We start from the raw sequence: 17191 nt of genomic DNA on the forward strand, positions 1-17191 counted from the left end.
TTAGTTAACCGAAAATGAGATCTTTTTGAAGACTCGTTTTCTTTTTGTCTTTCGAAATCATACACTATTTGTATGATTTTGCAAAGACCTAATATCGCTTTATTGAGGGGTGAATGAGTTGACAGGTCAACTAGTTCAGTACGGACAACACCGCCAGCGTAGAAGCTTTGCGCGTATTAAAGAGGTGCTTGAGCTTCCAAATCTGATTGAGATTCAAACGGCGTCTTACGAGTGGTTCCTTGAAGAAGGTTTACGTGAAATGTTCCGTGACATTTCGCCGATCGAGGACTTTACAGGTAATCTTTCATTAGAATTCATCGATTATTCATTAGGTGAGCCTAAATATGATGTTGATGAGTGTAAAGAGCGAGATGTTACTTACGCAGCTCCATTACGTGTGAAAGTACGTCTTTACAACAAAGAAACAGACGAAGTGAAAGAACAAGATGTCTTCATGGGTGATTTCCCGTTAATGACAGAAACAGGTACGTTCATTATCAACGGTGCTGAACGTGTTATCGTTTCACAATTAGTTCGTTCACCAAGTGTGTATTTCCATGATAAAACTGATAAAAACGGTAAAAAAGGTTTTGGAGCTACAGTTATTCCAAACCGCGGTGCTTGGTTAGAGTATGAAACTGATGCAAAAGACGTAGTTTATGTGCGAATTGATCGTACTCGTAAGCTACCAGTAACAGTGTTACTGCGTGCATTAGGTTTCGGTTCAGATCAAGAAATTATCGATATTATCGGTGATAACGAGTATCTACGTAATACGTTAGAAAAAGATAACTCTGAAAGTACAGAAAAAGCACTTTTAGAAATCTACGAACGTTTACGTCCAGGTGAGCCACCAACAGTAGAAAGTGCGAAGAGTTTATTATACTCTCGTTTCTTCGATGCTAAACGTTATGATTTAGCGAATGTTGGTCGCTACAAAATGAATAAAAAGCTTCACATTAAAAATCGTTTATTCAACCAAACGATTGCTGAAACGCTTGTAGATCCAGAAACAGGCGAAATTTTAGTAGAAAAAGGTACAGTACTAGATCGTCGTACTTTAGATAAAATTCTACCTTACCTAGAAGATTCATCAAAAGGTATTGGTTATCGCACTTTATCACAAGTCGGTGGAGTGCTTGAAGATGATGTAACTATCCAATCTATTAAGATTTATGCTCCAAAAGATGAAGCGCAAAAAGAAATTAATATCATTGGTAATGCGTACATTGATGAAGAAGTGAAGAATATTACTCCTGCTGATGTTTTATCTTCAGTAAGCTATTTCTTCAACTTACTTTACCAAGTAGGAGCAACGGATGATATTGACCATTTAGGTAACCGTCGCCTACGTTCTGTTGGTGAGTTACTACAAAACCAATTCCGTATCGGTTTGTCTCGTATGGAACGTGTAGTACGTGAGCGTATGTCAATTAACGACACAGCTGCGATCGTACCACAGCAATTAATCAATATCCGTCCAGTGATTGCGTCAATTAAAGAGTTCTTCGGAAGCTCTCAATTATCACAATTCATGGACCAAACAAACCCATTAGCAGAGTTAACGCATAAACGTCGTCTATCTGCATTAGGTCCTGGTGGTTTAACGCGTGAGCGCGCTGGTTTCGAAGTACGTGACGTTCACTATTCTCACTATGGTCGTATGTGTCCAATCGAGACACCAGAGGGTCCAAACATTGGGTTAATCAACTCATTATCTTCATTTGCCAAAGTAAATAAATTTGGTTTCATTGAGACACCTTATCGTCGTATTGACCACGAAACAGGTCGAGTAACGGAGCAAATTGATTATTTAACAGCTGATGAAGAAGATAACTACTATGTAGCACAAGCAAATTCACCGTTAAATCCAGATGGTACTTTTGCTAATGATGAAGTAGTAGGTCGTTTCCGTGGGGATAACACGGTATTCAATAAAGCGCAAATGGACTACATGGACGTATCTCCTAAACAAGTTGTCTCTGCAGCGACTGCGTGTATCCCGTTCTTAGAAAACGATGACTCGAACCGTGCACTTATGGGTGCCAACATGCAACGTCAAGCAGTTCCACTTCTTAACCCAGAAGCACCATTCGTTGGTACTGGTATGGAACATGTTGATGCGCGTGATTCTGGTGCAGCTGTAGTAGCGAAGTATGATGGTATTGTTGAGCACGTTGAAGCTCGCTCTATCCATGTTCGCCGCATTGAAGTTGTAGACGGCAAAGAGGTTAAAGGCGATTTAACGAAATATAAATTACAAAAGTTCATTCGTTCTAACCAAGGTACTTCTTATAACCAACGTCCACTTGTAAAAGTAGGCGAACGTGTGAAACCTCGTGATATTTTAGCAGATGGTCCATCAATGGAAAAAGGCGAACTAGCTCTTGGACGTAACGTACTGGTTGCATTCATGACTTGGAACGGCTTTAACTATGAGGATGCTGTTATTATGAGTGAGCGCCTTGTAAAAGACGATGTCTATACATCTGTTCATATTGAAGAATATGAATCAGAATCTCGTGATACAAAGCTTGGACCAGAAGAAATCACTCGTGATATTCCAAACGTCGGAGAAGATGCACTTCGTAACCTAGACGAACGTGGTATTATCCGTATTGGTGCGGAAGTACGTGACGGTGATATTCTTGTAGGGAAAGTAACGCCTAAAGGGGTTACAGAATTAACTGCTGAAGAGCGTTTATTACATGCAATCTTCGGTGAAAAGGCTCGTGAGGTTCGTGATACTTCATTACGTGTACCACACGGTGCTGGCGGTATCATTCTTGATGTTAAAGTATTTAACCGTGAAGATGGCGATGAATTACCACCAGGTGTTAACCAATTAGTTCGTGCTTACATTGTTCAAAAACGTAAAATTCGTGTTGGGGACAAAATGGCCGGACGTCATGGTAACAAAGGGGTTATCTCTCGTATCTTACCAGAAGAAGATATGCCATTCATGCCAGATGGCACGCCTGTTGATATCATGTTAAATCCACTTGGTGTACCTTCTCGTATGAATATCGGACAAGTTTTAGAGTTACACTTAGGTATGGCTTCTCGTTACCTAGGCGTTCACATGGCAACACCAGTATTTGATGGTGCTAATGAAGAAGACGTTTGGGAAACTATGGAAGAAGCTGGAATGAACCGTGATGGTAAAACAATCCTGTATGATGGCCGTTCTGGTGAACCATTCGATAACCGTGTATCAGTTGGTATCATGTATATGATTAAACTTGCTCACATGGTTGATGATAAACTTCATGCACGTTCAACTGGTCCTTACTCACTTGTTACGCAACAACCACTTGGTGGTAAAGCGCAATTTGGTGGACAACGTTTTGGTGAGATGGAGGTATGGGCACTTGAAGCATATGGTGCTGCGTATACACTTCAAGAAATCTTAACGGTTAAATCCGATGACGTTGTTGGTCGTGTGAAAACATATGAAGCCATCGTTAAAGGTGAAAGTGTACCAGAGCCAGGTGTTCCTGAGTCATTCAAAGTATTGATTAAAGAACTTCAATCTCTTGGTATGGATGTTAAGATGTTAACAGTTAATGATGAAGAAGTAGAGCTTCGCGATTTAGACGAAGAAGACGATCTTCAGCCAGCTGATGCACTTAACATTGCACCACAGCCAGATACAGAAGAAGAGCCAGTAGAGTCTTTTGAATAATGGAAAACCAAATTCACAAATGTGAATAAGGTCAAACTTATTTTTCAAATTAGCCGGGCAGGATTTAACGCCCTGCCTGGCTTTTTCTTTTAATAAATCATTCTATTTTTAATCCTTTGCCAAAGAGGCAATCTTTGCAAACGATTATCGAGCTGCGTAAAAGAGTCTTTATAAAGACCTATACTAGAGGGAGGTAGGCTCCTTGATAGACGTTAATGAATTTGAATATATGAAAATTGGTTTAGCATCACCTGACAAGATTCGTTCTTGGTCATATGGAGAGGTTAAAAAACCTGAAACAATTAACTACCGTACACTAAAACCAGAAAAAGATGGTTTATTCTGTGAGCGTATTTTTGGTCCAACTAAGGACTGGGAGTGTCATTGTGGGAAATATAAACGCGTGCGCTATAAAGGCGTAGTTTGTGATCGCTGTGGTGTTGAAGTAACGCGTGCTAAAGTTCGTCGTGAACGTATGGGACATATCGAATTAGCAGCACCAGTTTCTCATATCTGGTACTTCAAAGGTATTCCTAGCCGTATGGGTCTAATTTTAGATATGTCACCTCGTGCCCTTGAAGAAGTTATCTATTTCGCTTCATACGTTGTGATCGATGCAGGTGCTACTAATTTAGAAAGTAAACAATTACTTTCTGAAAAAGAGTATCGTGCATACCGTGAAAAATTCGGTAACACATTCGAAGCATCAATGGGTGCAGAAGCAATCAAAAAATTATTAGGTAAAATTGACCTAGAAGATGAAACACAATCTTTAAAAGAAGAGTTAAAGTCTGCTCAAGGTCAAAGACGTACTCGTGCCATTAAACGTCTAGAAGTTGTTGAATCTTTCCGTAACTCAGGCAACTCACCTGAATGGATGATTCTAGATGTACTACCTGTTATTCCACCAGAGCTTCGTCCAATGGTGCAATTAGATGGTGGTCGTTTCGCGACTTCAGATTTAAACGATTTATACCGTCGTGTAATTAATCGTAATAACCGTTTAAAACGTTTATTAGACTTAGGTGCTCCAAGCATCATCGTACAAAATGAAAAACGTATGTTACAAGAAGCTGTTGACGCATTAATCGATAATGGTCGTCGCGGACGTCCTGTAACTGGTCCTGGTAACCGCCCGTTAAAATCACTTTCACATATGTTGAAAGGTAAACAAGGTCGTTTCCGTCAAAATCTACTTGGTAAACGTGTTGACTATTCTGGTCGTTCCGTTATCGTAGTAGGTCCAAACTTAAAAATGTACCAATGTGGTTTACCAAAAGAAATGGCTATCGAATTATTCAAGCCATTCGTTATGAAAGAATTGGTAGAGCGCGGCCTTGCTCATAACATTAAATCTGCTAAACGTAAAATTGAACGTTTAAATAACGACGTATGGGACGTTTTAGAAGATGTTATCCGTGAGCATCCAGTATTACTAAACCGTGCACCAACGCTTCACCGTCTTGGTATTCAAGCATTTGAACCAACACTAGTTGAGGGTCGTGCTATTCGTCTTCACCCATTAGTATGTACAGCCTACAACGCTGACTTCGATGGTGACCAAATGGCGGTTCACGTACCATTATCAGCAGAAGCTCAAGCTGAAGCTCGACTTTTAATGCTTGCTGCACAAAACATTCTGAATCCAAAAGACGGTAAACCTGTTGTAACACCTTCTCAAGATATGGTATTAGGAAACTACTACTTAACACTTGAACGTGAAGGCGCACGCGGTGAAGGTACTGTTTTCTATGGTCCAAATGAAGTTTTAATTGCATATGATACTGGACATGTACACTTGCATACACGTATCGCGATTAAAGCAAGCTCATTAAATAATCCAACATTCACTGAAGAACAAAATAATATGTTCTTATTAACAACTGTTGGTAAAGTAATCTTTAATGAAATCTTGCCAAAATCATTCCCTTATATTAATGAGCCAACTGATTTCAACTTAGAGCAAGTAACACCAGAAAAATACTTCGCTAAATTAACAATTGATGAAGAAACGCTTAAAGAGCTTGAATCAGATAGTGCTTATAATAACTTAGATGAAAAAGGGAAAATTGATGCACAACGTACAGCTGTATTGCGTAAATACTTTGCATCAGTACCAGTTGTAAATCCATTCCGTAAGAAATTCTTAGGAAATATCATTGCTGAAGTATTTAAACGTTTCCACATTACTGAAACATCTAAAATGCTTGACCGTATGAAAAACCTAGGTTTCAAATATTCAACACGTGCAGGTATTACTGTAGGTGTATCTGATATCGTGGTATTACCTGATAAAGGTGAAATTTTAGCAGAAGCTCAAGAGAAAGTAGATAAAGTTCAAGCGCAATTCCGTCGTGGTTTCATTACTGAGGATGAGCGTTATGATCGTGTAATCTCAAGCTGGAGTGCTGCAAAAGATGAAATTCAAGCGAAACTGATGAAGTCACTTGAGAAAACAAACCCAATTTTCATGATGTCTGATTCAGGTGCCCGTGGTAACGCATCTAACTTTACTCAGTTAGCTGGTATGCGTGGTCTGATGGCCAACCCGGCTGGTCGTATTATCGAACTTCCAATCAAATCTTCCTTCCGTGAAGGTTTAACAGTATTAGAGTACTTCATCTCGACACACGGTGCTCGTAAAGGTCTTGCCGATACAGCCCTAAAAACTGCCGATTCAGGTTACTTAACGCGTCGTCTTGTTGACGTTGCGCAAGATGTTATCGTCCGTGAAGATGACTGTGGTACTGACCGTGGCTTAACGATCGGTGCATTAATGGAAGGCACTGAATTAATCGAGGCTCTAGATGAACGTATTGTTGGTCGTCATACGAAGAAAACAATCTTCCACCCTGAAACTGGTGAAGTTATTCTTGCAAAAGACGGTTTAATCGATCAAGATATCGCTCGTGCAATTATCGATGCTGGTATTGAAGAAGTGACAATCCGTTCAGCATTTACATGTAATACAAAACACGGCGTTTGTAAAAAATGTTACGGCATGAACTTGGCGACAGGTGAGAAGGTTGAAGTTGGGGAAGCAGTTGGTATTATTGCTGCTCAATCAATCGGTGAACCAGGTACACAGTTAACAATGCGTACATTCCATACAGGTGGGGTTGCCGGAGATGATATTACACAAGGTCTTCCACGTATCCAAGAGATCTTTGAAGCACGTAATCCAAAAGGTCAATCTGTTATTTCAGAAATCGCTGGTACGGTTTCAGATATCACAGAAATTCGTGAAGGCTTAAAAGAAATTACAATTCAAGGTGACGTAGAAACTCGTAAGTATCAAGCACCTTATAACGCACGTTTGAAAGTTATCGAAGGTGATAATGTAGAACGTGGTCAAGTTTTAACAGAAGGTTCTATCGATCCAAAACAATTGCTAAAAGTCAAAGACGTTTCAACTGTTCAAGAATATTTATTAAAAGAAGTTCAAAAAGTATACCGTATGCAAGGGGTAGAAATTGGGGATAAACATATCGAGGTAATGGTTCGCCAAATGCTTCGTAAAGTTCGTGTAATTGAAGCTGGAGATACAGAATTACTGCCTGGCTCATTACTAGATATCCACCAATTCACAGAGGCAAACGTAGATGCTGTTATGAATGGCAAAAACCCTGCAACTTGTCGACCTGTTATCCTTGGTATTACAAAAGCTTCTCTTGAAACAGAATCATTCTTATCTGCAGCATCGTTCCAAGAAACAACACGTGTGTTAACAGATGCAGCAATTAAGGGTAAACGTGACGAGCTTCTTGGATTAAAAGAAAACGTAATTATTGGTAAACTTGTTCCTGCAGGTACTGGTATGCAACGTTATCGTCAAATCCGCATCGAAAAAGATGAGCTTGACACAGAAGTCGTTTCTGCTGAATAAACATTAAAATTAGGCCGAAGAGATGCATATTTTCATCATCTCTTCGGACTTTTTCAAGATATTAGTTGACAGTGTAAATGAGTAATGATAATATATTGAAGGTTGATAGTTAACTGTCTGTACTTCGGAGGATATGCAAATGTCTTATGATAAAGTAAGGGCTAGTCAAACAATCATAGGTACAAAGCAAGCAGTAAAAGCAATGCGAGCTGGTTCAGTGAAAGAACTTTTTGTGGCACTTGATGCAGACAATTGGGTAACCGATTCGGCCATATCTTTCGCGAGAGAAATCGGTATACCAGTTATTCTTGTCGAGTCCAAAAAGGAACTGGGCAAAGCCTGTGGAATCCATGTTGGAGCTGCGGTAGTTGCGATTACTGTAGAGTAGTTTTTGTGTAAAATGCACAAAGACTTTGTTTTTACCCAAAAAATGAACCACCTGGATGTGTGGTATTAAAAAAGAAGGAATGAAGGGAGGAAAAATCGATGCCTACAATTAACCAATTGGTACGTAAGCCTCGTAAATCTAAAATCACGAAATCAAATTCACCAGCGTTAAACAAAGGATATAACTCATTTAAAAAATCTTTAACTGATGTTAAATCTCCACAAAAACGTGGTGTTTGTACTCGTGTAGGTACAATGACGCCTAAAAAACCAAACTCAGCGTTACGTAAATACGCTCGTGTACGTTTAACTAACCAAATCGAGGTTACAGCGTACATTCCTGGTGAAGGCCACAACTTACAAGAGCACAGTGTTGTTCTTATCCGTGGCGGTCGTGTAAAAGACTTACCGGGTGTTCGTTACCATATCGTTCGTGGTGCTCTTGATACTGCTGGTGTAAACGGTCGTATGCAATCACGTTCTTTATACGGTACAAAACGCCCTAAAGAAAAAAAATAATTTAAATCCTACAATATATTTACTCAATGAAAGGAGGAAAACACATGCCTCGTAAAGGTCCTGTTTCCAAACGTGACGTGTTACCAGATCCAATTTATAATTCAAAACTAGTAACTCGTTTAATCAATAAAATGATGATTGATGGTAAAAGAGGTACTTCTCAGAAGATTTTATACGGTGCGTTCGAACTAGTTAAAGAACGTTCTGGTCAAGATCCAATCGAAGTATTCGAAGCTGCTCTAAATAACGTAATGCCAGTTCTTGAAGTACGTGCTCGCCGTGTTGGTGGTTCTAACTACCAAGTACCAGTTGAAGTACGCCCAGAACGTCGTACAACTTTAGGTCTTCGTTACCTAGTTAACTATTCTCGTCTTCGTGGTGAAAAAACTATGGAAGAGCGTTTAGCTAACGAAATCCTTGATGCTTCTAACAACACTGGTGCATCAGTTAAGAAACGTGAAGATATGCACAAAATGGCAGAAGCGAACAAAGCATTCGCTCACTACCGTTGGTAATCTAAACATAGCATAAGCCCAATATGGAAGGAGAAATACCTAATGAAACGCGAATTCTCACTAGAGAATACTCGTAATATTGGGATCATGGCTCACATTGATGCTGGTAAAACAACAACAACTGAGCGTATCCTTTATTACACAGGTAAGATTCACAAAATCGGTGAAACTCATGAAGGCGCTTCTCAAATGGACTGGATGGAGCAAGAGCAAGAACGTGGTATCACAATCACTTCTGCTGCGACAACAGCTCAATGGAAAGGCAACCGCGTAAACATCATCGATACTCCTGGACACGTAGACTTCACTGTAGAAGTAGAACGTTCTTTACGTGTACTTGACGGCGCAGTAACTGTACTTGATGCTCAATCTGGTGTTGAACCTCAAACAGAAACTGTATGGCGTCAAGCTACAACTTACGGTGTACCACGTATCGTATTCATTAACAAAATGGATAAAATGGGTGCAGATTTCCTATATTCTGTAGGTACTTTACACGAGCGTTTACAAGCAAATGCTCATCCAATCCAATTACCAATTGGTGCGGAAGATGAGTTCAAAGCTATTATTGACCTAGTTGAAATGGATGTAACTTACTACGATAACGAAGAAGGTACAGCATTACGTGAAGGTCAACCAATTCCTGAAGAATTCCAAGCGCAAGCTGAAGAATACCGTGAGAAGTTAATCGAAGCAATCGCTGAAGTTAACGAAGAAATCATGGAAAAATACTTTGCTGGTGAAGAAATTACAAAAGAAGAGCTTAAAGCGGCTATCCGTAAAGCGACAATCGCTGTAGAATTCTACCCAGTAATCTGCGGTACAGCATTCAAACACAAAGGTGTTCGTAAAATGCTTGACGCGGTTATCGACTACTTACCATCTCCAGTTGATGTACCTGCTATTAAAGGCACAACTCCAGATGGTGAAGAAACTGAACGTCCATCATCAGACGATGCGCCATTCTCAGCTTTAGCATTTAAAGTTATGACTGACCCATTCGTAGGTAAATTAACGTTCTTCCGTGTGTACTCTGGTGTTCTTGAATCAGGTTCATACGTACAAAACTCTTCAAAAGGTAAACGTGAGCGCGTAGGTCGTATCCTACAAATGCACGCAAACAGCCGTGAAGAGATTTCAAAAGTATTTGCTGGTGATATCGCAGCTGCTGTAGGTCTTAAAGATACAACAACTGGTGACACTCTTTGTGAAGAGAAAAACCTTGTTATCCTTGAGTCTATGGAGTTCCCAGAACCAGTTATCTCTCTTTCTGTAGAACCAAAATCAAAAGCTGACCAAGATAAAATGGGTCAAGCTTTACAAAAACTACAAGAAGAAGATCCAACATTCCGTGCACATACAGACCAAGAAACTGGTCAAACAATTATCTCAGGTATGGGTGAGCTTCACCTTGATATCTTAGTTGATCGTATGCGCCGTGAATTTAAAGTAGAAGCTAACGTAGGTGCTCCAATGGTATCTTACCGTGAAACATTCCGTGGCTCTGCTCAAGTTCAAGGTAAATTCACTCGTCAATCTGGTGGTCGTGGTCAATACGGTGACGTATGGATCGAGTTCTCTCCAAATGAAGAGGGTAAAGGCTTTGAATTCGAAAATGCTATCGTTGGTGGTGTAGTACCACGTGAATATATTCCGGCTGTAGAAGCAGGTCTTCGTGACTCGCTTGACCGCGGTGTAATCGCTGGTTACCCATTAATCGACATCAAAGCGAAATTATTCGATGGTTCATACCATGATGTTGACTCAAACGAAATGGCATTTAAAATCGCTGCATCTATGGCACTTAAAGCTGCTGCATCAAAATGTAGTCCAGTTCTTTTAGAGCCTATGATGAAAGTTGAAGTTGTAATCCCTGAAGAATATCTTGGTGATATCATGGGTAACATCACTTCTCGCCGTGGTCGCGTAGAAGGTATGGAAGCTCGCGGTAACGCTCAAGTTGTTCGTGCGATGGTTCCACTTTCAGAAATGTTTGGATATGCAACAACTTTACGTTCTGCAACGCAAGGTCGTGGTGTATTCTCAATGGTATTCGATCATTATGAAGAAGTACCAAAATCAATCTCTGAAGATATCATCAAAAAAAATAAAGGTGAATAATTGAAATTTCATCTTGCATAAAGTATAACTAATTTGTAAGCTATGATTGCAGGATAGGGGATGGGCCCGTTCTCTATCAGCATTCATTCTATAAATTTTAAATCTAAAACATACAATTTTGAGGAGGCAATCTCTAATGGCTAAAGAAAAATTTGACCGTTCTAAAACGCATGCTAACATTGGTACAATCGGACACGTTGACCATGGTAAAACTACTTTAACTGCTGCAATCGCTACAGTTCTTTCTAAAAAAATGGGTGGTACAGCTAAATCTTACGCTGATATCGATAACGCTCCAGAAGAAAAAGAACGTGGTATCACAATCAATACTTCTCACGTAGAATACGAAACAGAAACTCGTCACTATGCACACGTTGACTGCCCAGGACACGCTGACTATGTTAAAAACATGATCACTGGTGCTGCTCAAATGGACGGCGGTATCTTAGTAGTATCTGCTGCTGACGGCCCAATGCCACAAACTCGTGAGCACATCCTTTTATCACGTCAAGTAGGTGTTCCTTACTTAGTAGTATTCATGAACAAATGTGATATGGTTGACGACGAAGAATTATTAGAATTAGTAGAAATGGAAATCCGTGATCTACTATCTGAATATGACTTCCCAGGTGACGATATTCCTGTAATTAAAGGTTCTGCTCTTAAAGCTCTTGAAGGTGAACCAGAATGGGAAGAAAAAATCGTTGAATTAATGGACGCTGTAGATTCTTACATCCCAACTCCAGAACGTCAAACTGACAAACCATTCATGATGCCAGTAGAGGACGTATTCTCTATTACTGGTCGTGGTACAGTTGCAACTGGCCGTGTTGAACGTGGTCAAGTTAAAGTTGGTGACGTAGTTGAAATCATCGGTATCGCTGAAGAAGCTAAATCTACTACTGTAACTGGTGTAGAAATGTTCCGTAAATTATTAGACTATGCTGAAGCTGGTGACAACATCGGTGCTTTACTACGTGGTGTTGCTCGTGAAGAAATCCAACGTGGTCAAGTATTAGCTAAACCAGGTTCAATTACTCCACACACTAACTTCAAAGCTGAAGTTTACGTTTTATCAAAAGAAGAGGGTGGCCGTCATACTCCATTCTTCTCTAACTACCGTCCTCAGTTCTACTTCCGTACAACTGACGTAACAGGTATCTGTAACTTACCAGAAGGCGTTGAAATGGTAATGCCTGGTGATAACATCGAAATGACAGTTGAACTTATCGCTCCAATCGCTCTTGAAGAAGGTACTAAATTCTCTATCCGCGAGGGTGGCCGTACTGTAGGCGCTGGCGTAGTTGCTTCTATCCAAAAATAATTTTAACTTTCGTTAATTTTAAACCAATCTGTAGGGACGCCTACAGGTTGGTTTTTTGTGTTAAAATAAAGAAAAATTAGAGTTTTAATTAGTGTATGTGTACATAACAGTAAGCATGTCATCTAGGGTAAATAATTAAAGGGAAAGGGGAATTGACTATGGACATGAAAATTTTGCTGATTGAAGATGATCCTTCTATTTTTAGTATGATTCAAGAACGTTTTGAACAGTGGTCATTACACGTTATTGGACCTAAAAATTTTCAAAAGGTGATGGATGACTTTATAGAGGAGAAGCCACATCTCGTGTTAATTGATATTCAATTGCCTGCCTATGACGGCTTTCATTGGTGTCGTGAAATTCGTCATTTATCCAAAGTGCCAATCCTATTTCTTTCTTCCCGAGATCACCCGATGGATATGGTAATGGCTATGCAAATGGGAGCAGATGATTTTATTCAAAAGCCTTTTCATATGGAAGTTTTACTCGCAAAAGCACAGGCTATTTTACGTAGAACCTATGATTACGTTGAAGAGAAAATGAATGTTACACGTTTTAACGATGCCATCATTGATTATGCAAGAAGTGAAATTATGTATAATGGTGCCATTGCTTCCTTAACAAAAAATGAACTTTTCATTTTAAGAATATTAGTGGAACAGGCTAATCAAATAGTTTCAAGAGATGAGTTAATGAGAAAACTATGGGATGACGAACGTTTTGTAAACGATAATACTTTGTCGGTCAATGTTAATCGGTTACGTACAAAGCTAGAGGATATTGGTTTACATGAAGTAATACTGACAAAAAAGGGACTTGGTTATATGGCAGTAAGCTGAGGGACGTGAGGGAAGTTGTTATTATTATTTATTAGAGAACGCTTTGCTTGGATAGTTTTTTTTATTTTTACTTTGATAATACTAAATGTACTATTCTCTCTTGACGTTGGTTTAAATGGAGTGTCTATTTGGTATGTGAATATTAGTTTGCTTATTAGTTTTATACTCTTTTTGGGGTATCGCTATGTCATCGAAGTTGGGAAATTAAAAGATTTCCTGGGAAATATGGATAGCTATCTTGATGATGCACATAGAAATAGTTTAGCTTTATCTCCTTTTCAAGAAGTATACTTTCGAAAAATGGAAGATATCCTTTTTGAAAAGAATATGGAGTTAAATCTAGCCAAAGTGCAGCTACAGGAATATTCAGATGAGCTATTAGCTTGGGTTCATGAAGTAAAAGCTCCTTTAACTGCTATTAATTTAATGTTTGAACATATTGAGGATTTACAGCTACGTCGAAAATTAGAGAATGAATGGCTAAGACTGCATCTTTTGGTTGATCAACAACTGCATCAAACAAGATTATCTTCTATTGAAAAGGATAATTATTTAAATGAGATTGAACTAAAGCCCATTGTTTATAAAGAAATCAGAGCTATGCAAGCCTGGTGTCTTGAGAAAGGCATTGGCTTTGAAATTGCTGAACTTACTGAGACAGTTTTGACAGATGGCAAGTGGCTAGCATTTATTATTCGACAAATTCTTTCGAATGCCATCAAGTATAGCCCAGCGAATTCTGAGATAACAATCTTTGCAGAACATGATTCTACAGGTGCTACATTACTACATATTAAAGATATAGGTAGGGGTATACCTTTAGAGGATTTACCTAGGATTTTTCAAAAATCTTATACAGGAACAGCGGGAAGGGAATCCTCTCAGTCTACAGGTATGGGTCTTTATTTAGCATCTAATGTAGCCCATAAAATTGGTATTCGTATTAATGTTCAATCTAAAGTTGGTGAAGGCTCACTATTTACACTACGTTTCCCCTTACAAAATGAATATGCGAAACTAAAAGGTAGATGACGAAAATGTCACCTACCTTTTTATATTGTCATGTAAAACGCACGAATGATTAGGTTTGTCAGGGTACACTTGGACTATAGAAAGGGGCGTTATGAAGTGACAGTTCTAATCGGTCGTAAAATAAAGAAAGTGTATGGAAAAAAATCAACAGCTCAAGAAGTATTAAAGGGTATTGATTTAGAAGTGAATAAAGGTGAATTTGTAGGTATTATGGGACCTTCTGGCTCTGGTAAAACAACGCTTTTAAATGTCTTATGCTCAATTGACTTTGCGACGGAAGGTGTTATTGAGATAAACGGTCATAGTTTACGTGGTATGAAAGAAAAGGCTTTAGCAAACTTCCGACGAGAGCAGCTGGGATTTATATTTCAAGACTATAATTTATTAGATACCTTGACAGTAAAAGAAAATATTCTTCTACCATTAGCCATCAGTAAGTTACCAAAAGCCGTTGCAGAAAGTCGAGTGAAGGAACTCACTTCTTTGCTGGGAATCACAGAAATTTTAAATAAATACCCCAACGAAATATCGGGTGGACAAAAACAGCGTACCTCTGCTGCACGCGCACTTATTACCAATCCGTCATTGGTATTTGCAGACGAGCCCACTGGTGCATTAGATTCTAAATCTGCCACAGCCTTGCTTCAAAATCTACAAAATATTAATGAGACAAAAGAAGCGACAATCATGATGGTTACACACGACGCAGTAGCTGCAAGCTTCTGTACACGTGTGTTATTTCTAAAGGATGGCCTTATCTATAGTGAGCTTTATAAGGGCGATAAAACAAGGCAGGCCTTTTTCCAAGAAATCATGCATACACAAAGTGTGCTAGGCGGTGATGGGTATGAGTCTTAGTAAGCTAGTACTTCGAAGTATGAAGAAAAATATGAGACACTACTATTTATATTTTTTTGCACTTATTTTTAGTGTTACATTGTATTTTTCTTTTGTCACCTTGCAAAATAATACGGAAGTGTGGGCTGCTGTTCAAATGAGTGGAACGGCTGCGGCAGGATTTAAGGCAGCAACTTATATTCTATATTTTATCGTTTTGTTTTTCGTTTTATATGCAAACCATTTATTTATGAAGCGTCGTAGTAAGGAAATAGGCTTGTATCAACTGATTGGCATGACTAAGGGTCTAATCGTGCGTTTATTAGCGATTGAAAACATCCTCTTATTCGTTGGAGCCGTTATTATAGGTATGTTGGCAGGCTTCTTTAGCTCTCGTGTGTTTGCAATGATTTTGCTTCGTGTGCTTGAAAAAGAAGCTCTCGTAACCATGACTTTTAGTACACAAGCTTTACAGCAGTCGATGATTGTATTTACCATCTTATTGATCATTGTTCTTATACAGATGGCCTGGATGATTCATCATGTTTCATTGTTATCATTATTTAGTGCAGCAAAACAAGCAGATGAGCGCGTAAGACGTTTTAGTGCGTTGCAGATGGTTATTGGCTTTTTGGGTCTTATACTGATTGTATATGGCTACTATGCATCAACAAAGCTGTTCGATATTGAATCTGCAGGTAATTTATTTATTAATATGATCATTATTTTAGCTACTACAATTGGTGGAACATTCCTTGTTTTCCGTTTCTCTGTAGCATTTATTATGAATACGATTCGCCTAAAGAAAAAAGGGCATTTATCCATAAAGGATGTATTGGCATTAACACCCATAATGCATCGCATGAAGAGCAATGCAAAGTCATTAACGCTAATCACCGTGTTAACAGGCGTTTCTCTAGGCGTGACGACGCTTTCCTATATTGCCTATTACTCTTCAGCAGCATCTGCATATAGCCAAGTACCAGGTGATTTCATATTGCTTGAAGAGCAAGGGAAAGCCTTCTTAGAGAAGTTAGAGGAAAATAACATTGCTTATGATAAAATTGACTACCGTTTGCAGGGGGTAACCGCTGCTGTAGGTCAGCTGATGTCTAAAAAACAGCAGGATAACCCTTTATATACGATGGAAGGTACAATTTATACCATTCCGCTTTCAGATTATCAACAGAGTGTTCCAGAAGCCAAGCTATCTGGGAACGAGGTTATCTTAACAAACTATGGTGGTTATATGGCTGAGATGTTCCCGTTAGAGAAAGATCATGATTTAGTAGTATCTGCAGGAAAACTGGAAGAAACTTTTCATGTCGTTGATGTTCACGATAAAAGTGTGATAAGTGGTATTGTAACGGCTGGGGGTGGTGGACCTGTCTTTGTGGTGACAGATGATATGTTTAAAAGTTTAACTACACAGGCAGCTCTTTATCCTTGGCATCATCAAACAACAATTACTTTAAAGTCGAACGAAGATATCGCGACAGCAGAAAAATTATATATTCAATCAAATGCAGGCATTATTACGGCTGTTGATGATAAAGGGAAGACAAAGCAATATACACAATCATCCTATAAAGGCAAACGTAAAGACAATATTGAATCATTAGGTCTGACAATATTTACAACAGCATTTTTAGGTTTAGCATTCTTAATGACAACAGGTAGTATTCTATACTTTAAACAAATGTCTGAGGCAGAGGAAGAACGTGATTCCTATACAATCCTACGAAAGATTGGCTTTGCTGAAAAAGATATCATGAAGGGTATTTATATGAAACAGGCCTTTAATTTCGGTGTTCCATTAGTTATTGGGTTATTGCATAGCTACTTTGCTGTTAAGTCAGGGTGGTTTTTATTCGGAACAGAGTTAACAGCTCCCTTGTGGATTGCAATGTGCTGTTATATAGCCTTATATACGGTTTTTGCCATTCTATCGGTAGGCTATTATAAAAAGGTTGTACGTCAGTCGTTGTAATATTAAATAAGAAGAAACTCGGAAACAGTGTGGTGTTTATCATTACACTGTTTTTA

Annotated in this window: 11 protein-coding genes; all 11 read left to right on the forward strand. The window is 39.0% G+C overall.

The window, feature by feature from the left end:
• Window positions 1-109 precede the first annotated feature (109 nt).
• The 11 genes from rpoB (at window position 110) to V1L66_RS00920 (ending at window position 17135) form a co-directional block, all read left to right on the forward strand.
• Window positions 110-3685 (forward strand): DNA-directed RNA polymerase subunit beta, encoded by a 3576-nt coding sequence (gene rpoB, locus V1L66_RS00870; protein ID WP_176408505.1) that lies wholly within the window; start codon window positions 110-112, stop codon window positions 3683-3685.
• A gap of 202 nt (window positions 3686-3887) precedes the next feature.
• The gene (rpoC, locus tag V1L66_RS00875; protein WP_036077765.1) at window positions 3888-7571 is read left to right on the forward strand and encodes a DNA-directed RNA polymerase subunit beta'; all 3684 of its coding nucleotides are present in this window, start codon (window positions 3888-3890) and stop codon (window positions 7569-7571) included.
• A 139-nt stretch (window positions 7572-7710) separates the two neighbouring features.
• Complete coding sequence (locus tag V1L66_RS00880; RefSeq protein ID WP_004233607.1) at window positions 7711-7959, forward strand: ribosomal L7Ae/L30e/S12e/Gadd45 family protein; 249 nt, start codon at window positions 7711-7713, stop codon at window positions 7957-7959.
• A gap of 98 nt (window positions 7960-8057) precedes the next feature.
• Entirely contained in the window at window positions 8058-8477 is a 420-nt protein-coding gene (rpsL, locus tag V1L66_RS00885; RefSeq protein WP_004233609.1) for a 30S ribosomal protein S12, read from the forward strand.
• Window positions 8478-8521: 44 nt separating this feature from the next.
• Entirely contained in the window at window positions 8522-8992 is a 471-nt protein-coding gene (rpsG, locus tag V1L66_RS00890; RefSeq protein WP_004233610.1) for a 30S ribosomal protein S7, read from the forward strand.
• Window positions 8993-9034: 42 nt separating this feature from the next.
• Window positions 9035-11113, forward strand: a complete 2079-nt coding sequence (gene fusA, locus V1L66_RS00895) for an elongation factor G (RefSeq protein ID WP_016993310.1) — start codon at window positions 9035-9037, stop codon at window positions 11111-11113.
• A gap of 136 nt (window positions 11114-11249) precedes the next feature.
• Window positions 11250-12437: an elongation factor Tu gene (gene tuf / locus V1L66_RS00900; RefSeq protein ID WP_004233614.1), complete on the forward strand. Its 1188-nt coding sequence runs from the start codon at window positions 11250-11252 to the stop codon at window positions 12435-12437.
• 158 nt (window positions 12438-12595) lie between these two features.
• Entirely contained in the window at window positions 12596-13276 is a 681-nt protein-coding gene (locus tag V1L66_RS00905; RefSeq protein WP_333005984.1) for a response regulator transcription factor, read from the forward strand.
• Between the two features lie 15 nt (window positions 13277-13291).
• Window positions 13292-14308 carry a sensor histidine kinase gene (locus tag V1L66_RS00910; RefSeq protein ID WP_333005985.1) on the forward strand — a complete coding sequence of 339 codons (1017 nt, stop codon included), beginning with the start codon at window positions 13292-13294 and terminating at the stop codon, window positions 14306-14308.
• 96 nt (window positions 14309-14404) lie between these two features.
• Window positions 14405-15166, forward strand: a complete 762-nt coding sequence (locus V1L66_RS00915; RefSeq protein WP_016995265.1) for an ABC transporter ATP-binding protein — start codon at window positions 14405-14407, stop codon at window positions 15164-15166.
• The gene (locus V1L66_RS00920) at window positions 15156-17135 is read left to right on the forward strand and encodes an ABC transporter permease (RefSeq protein WP_333005986.1); all 1980 of its coding nucleotides are present in this window, start codon (window positions 15156-15158) and stop codon (window positions 17133-17135) included. Before V1L66_RS00915 ends, V1L66_RS00920 begins: the two co-directional genes overlap by 11 nt.
• The last annotated feature ends 56 nt before the right edge of the window (window positions 17136-17191 follow it).

The organism is Lysinibacillus sp. IITD104 (genome assembly GCF_036698265.2).
Taxonomy (GTDB): domain Bacteria; phylum Bacillota; class Bacilli; order Bacillales_A; family Planococcaceae; genus Lysinibacillus; species Lysinibacillus boronitolerans.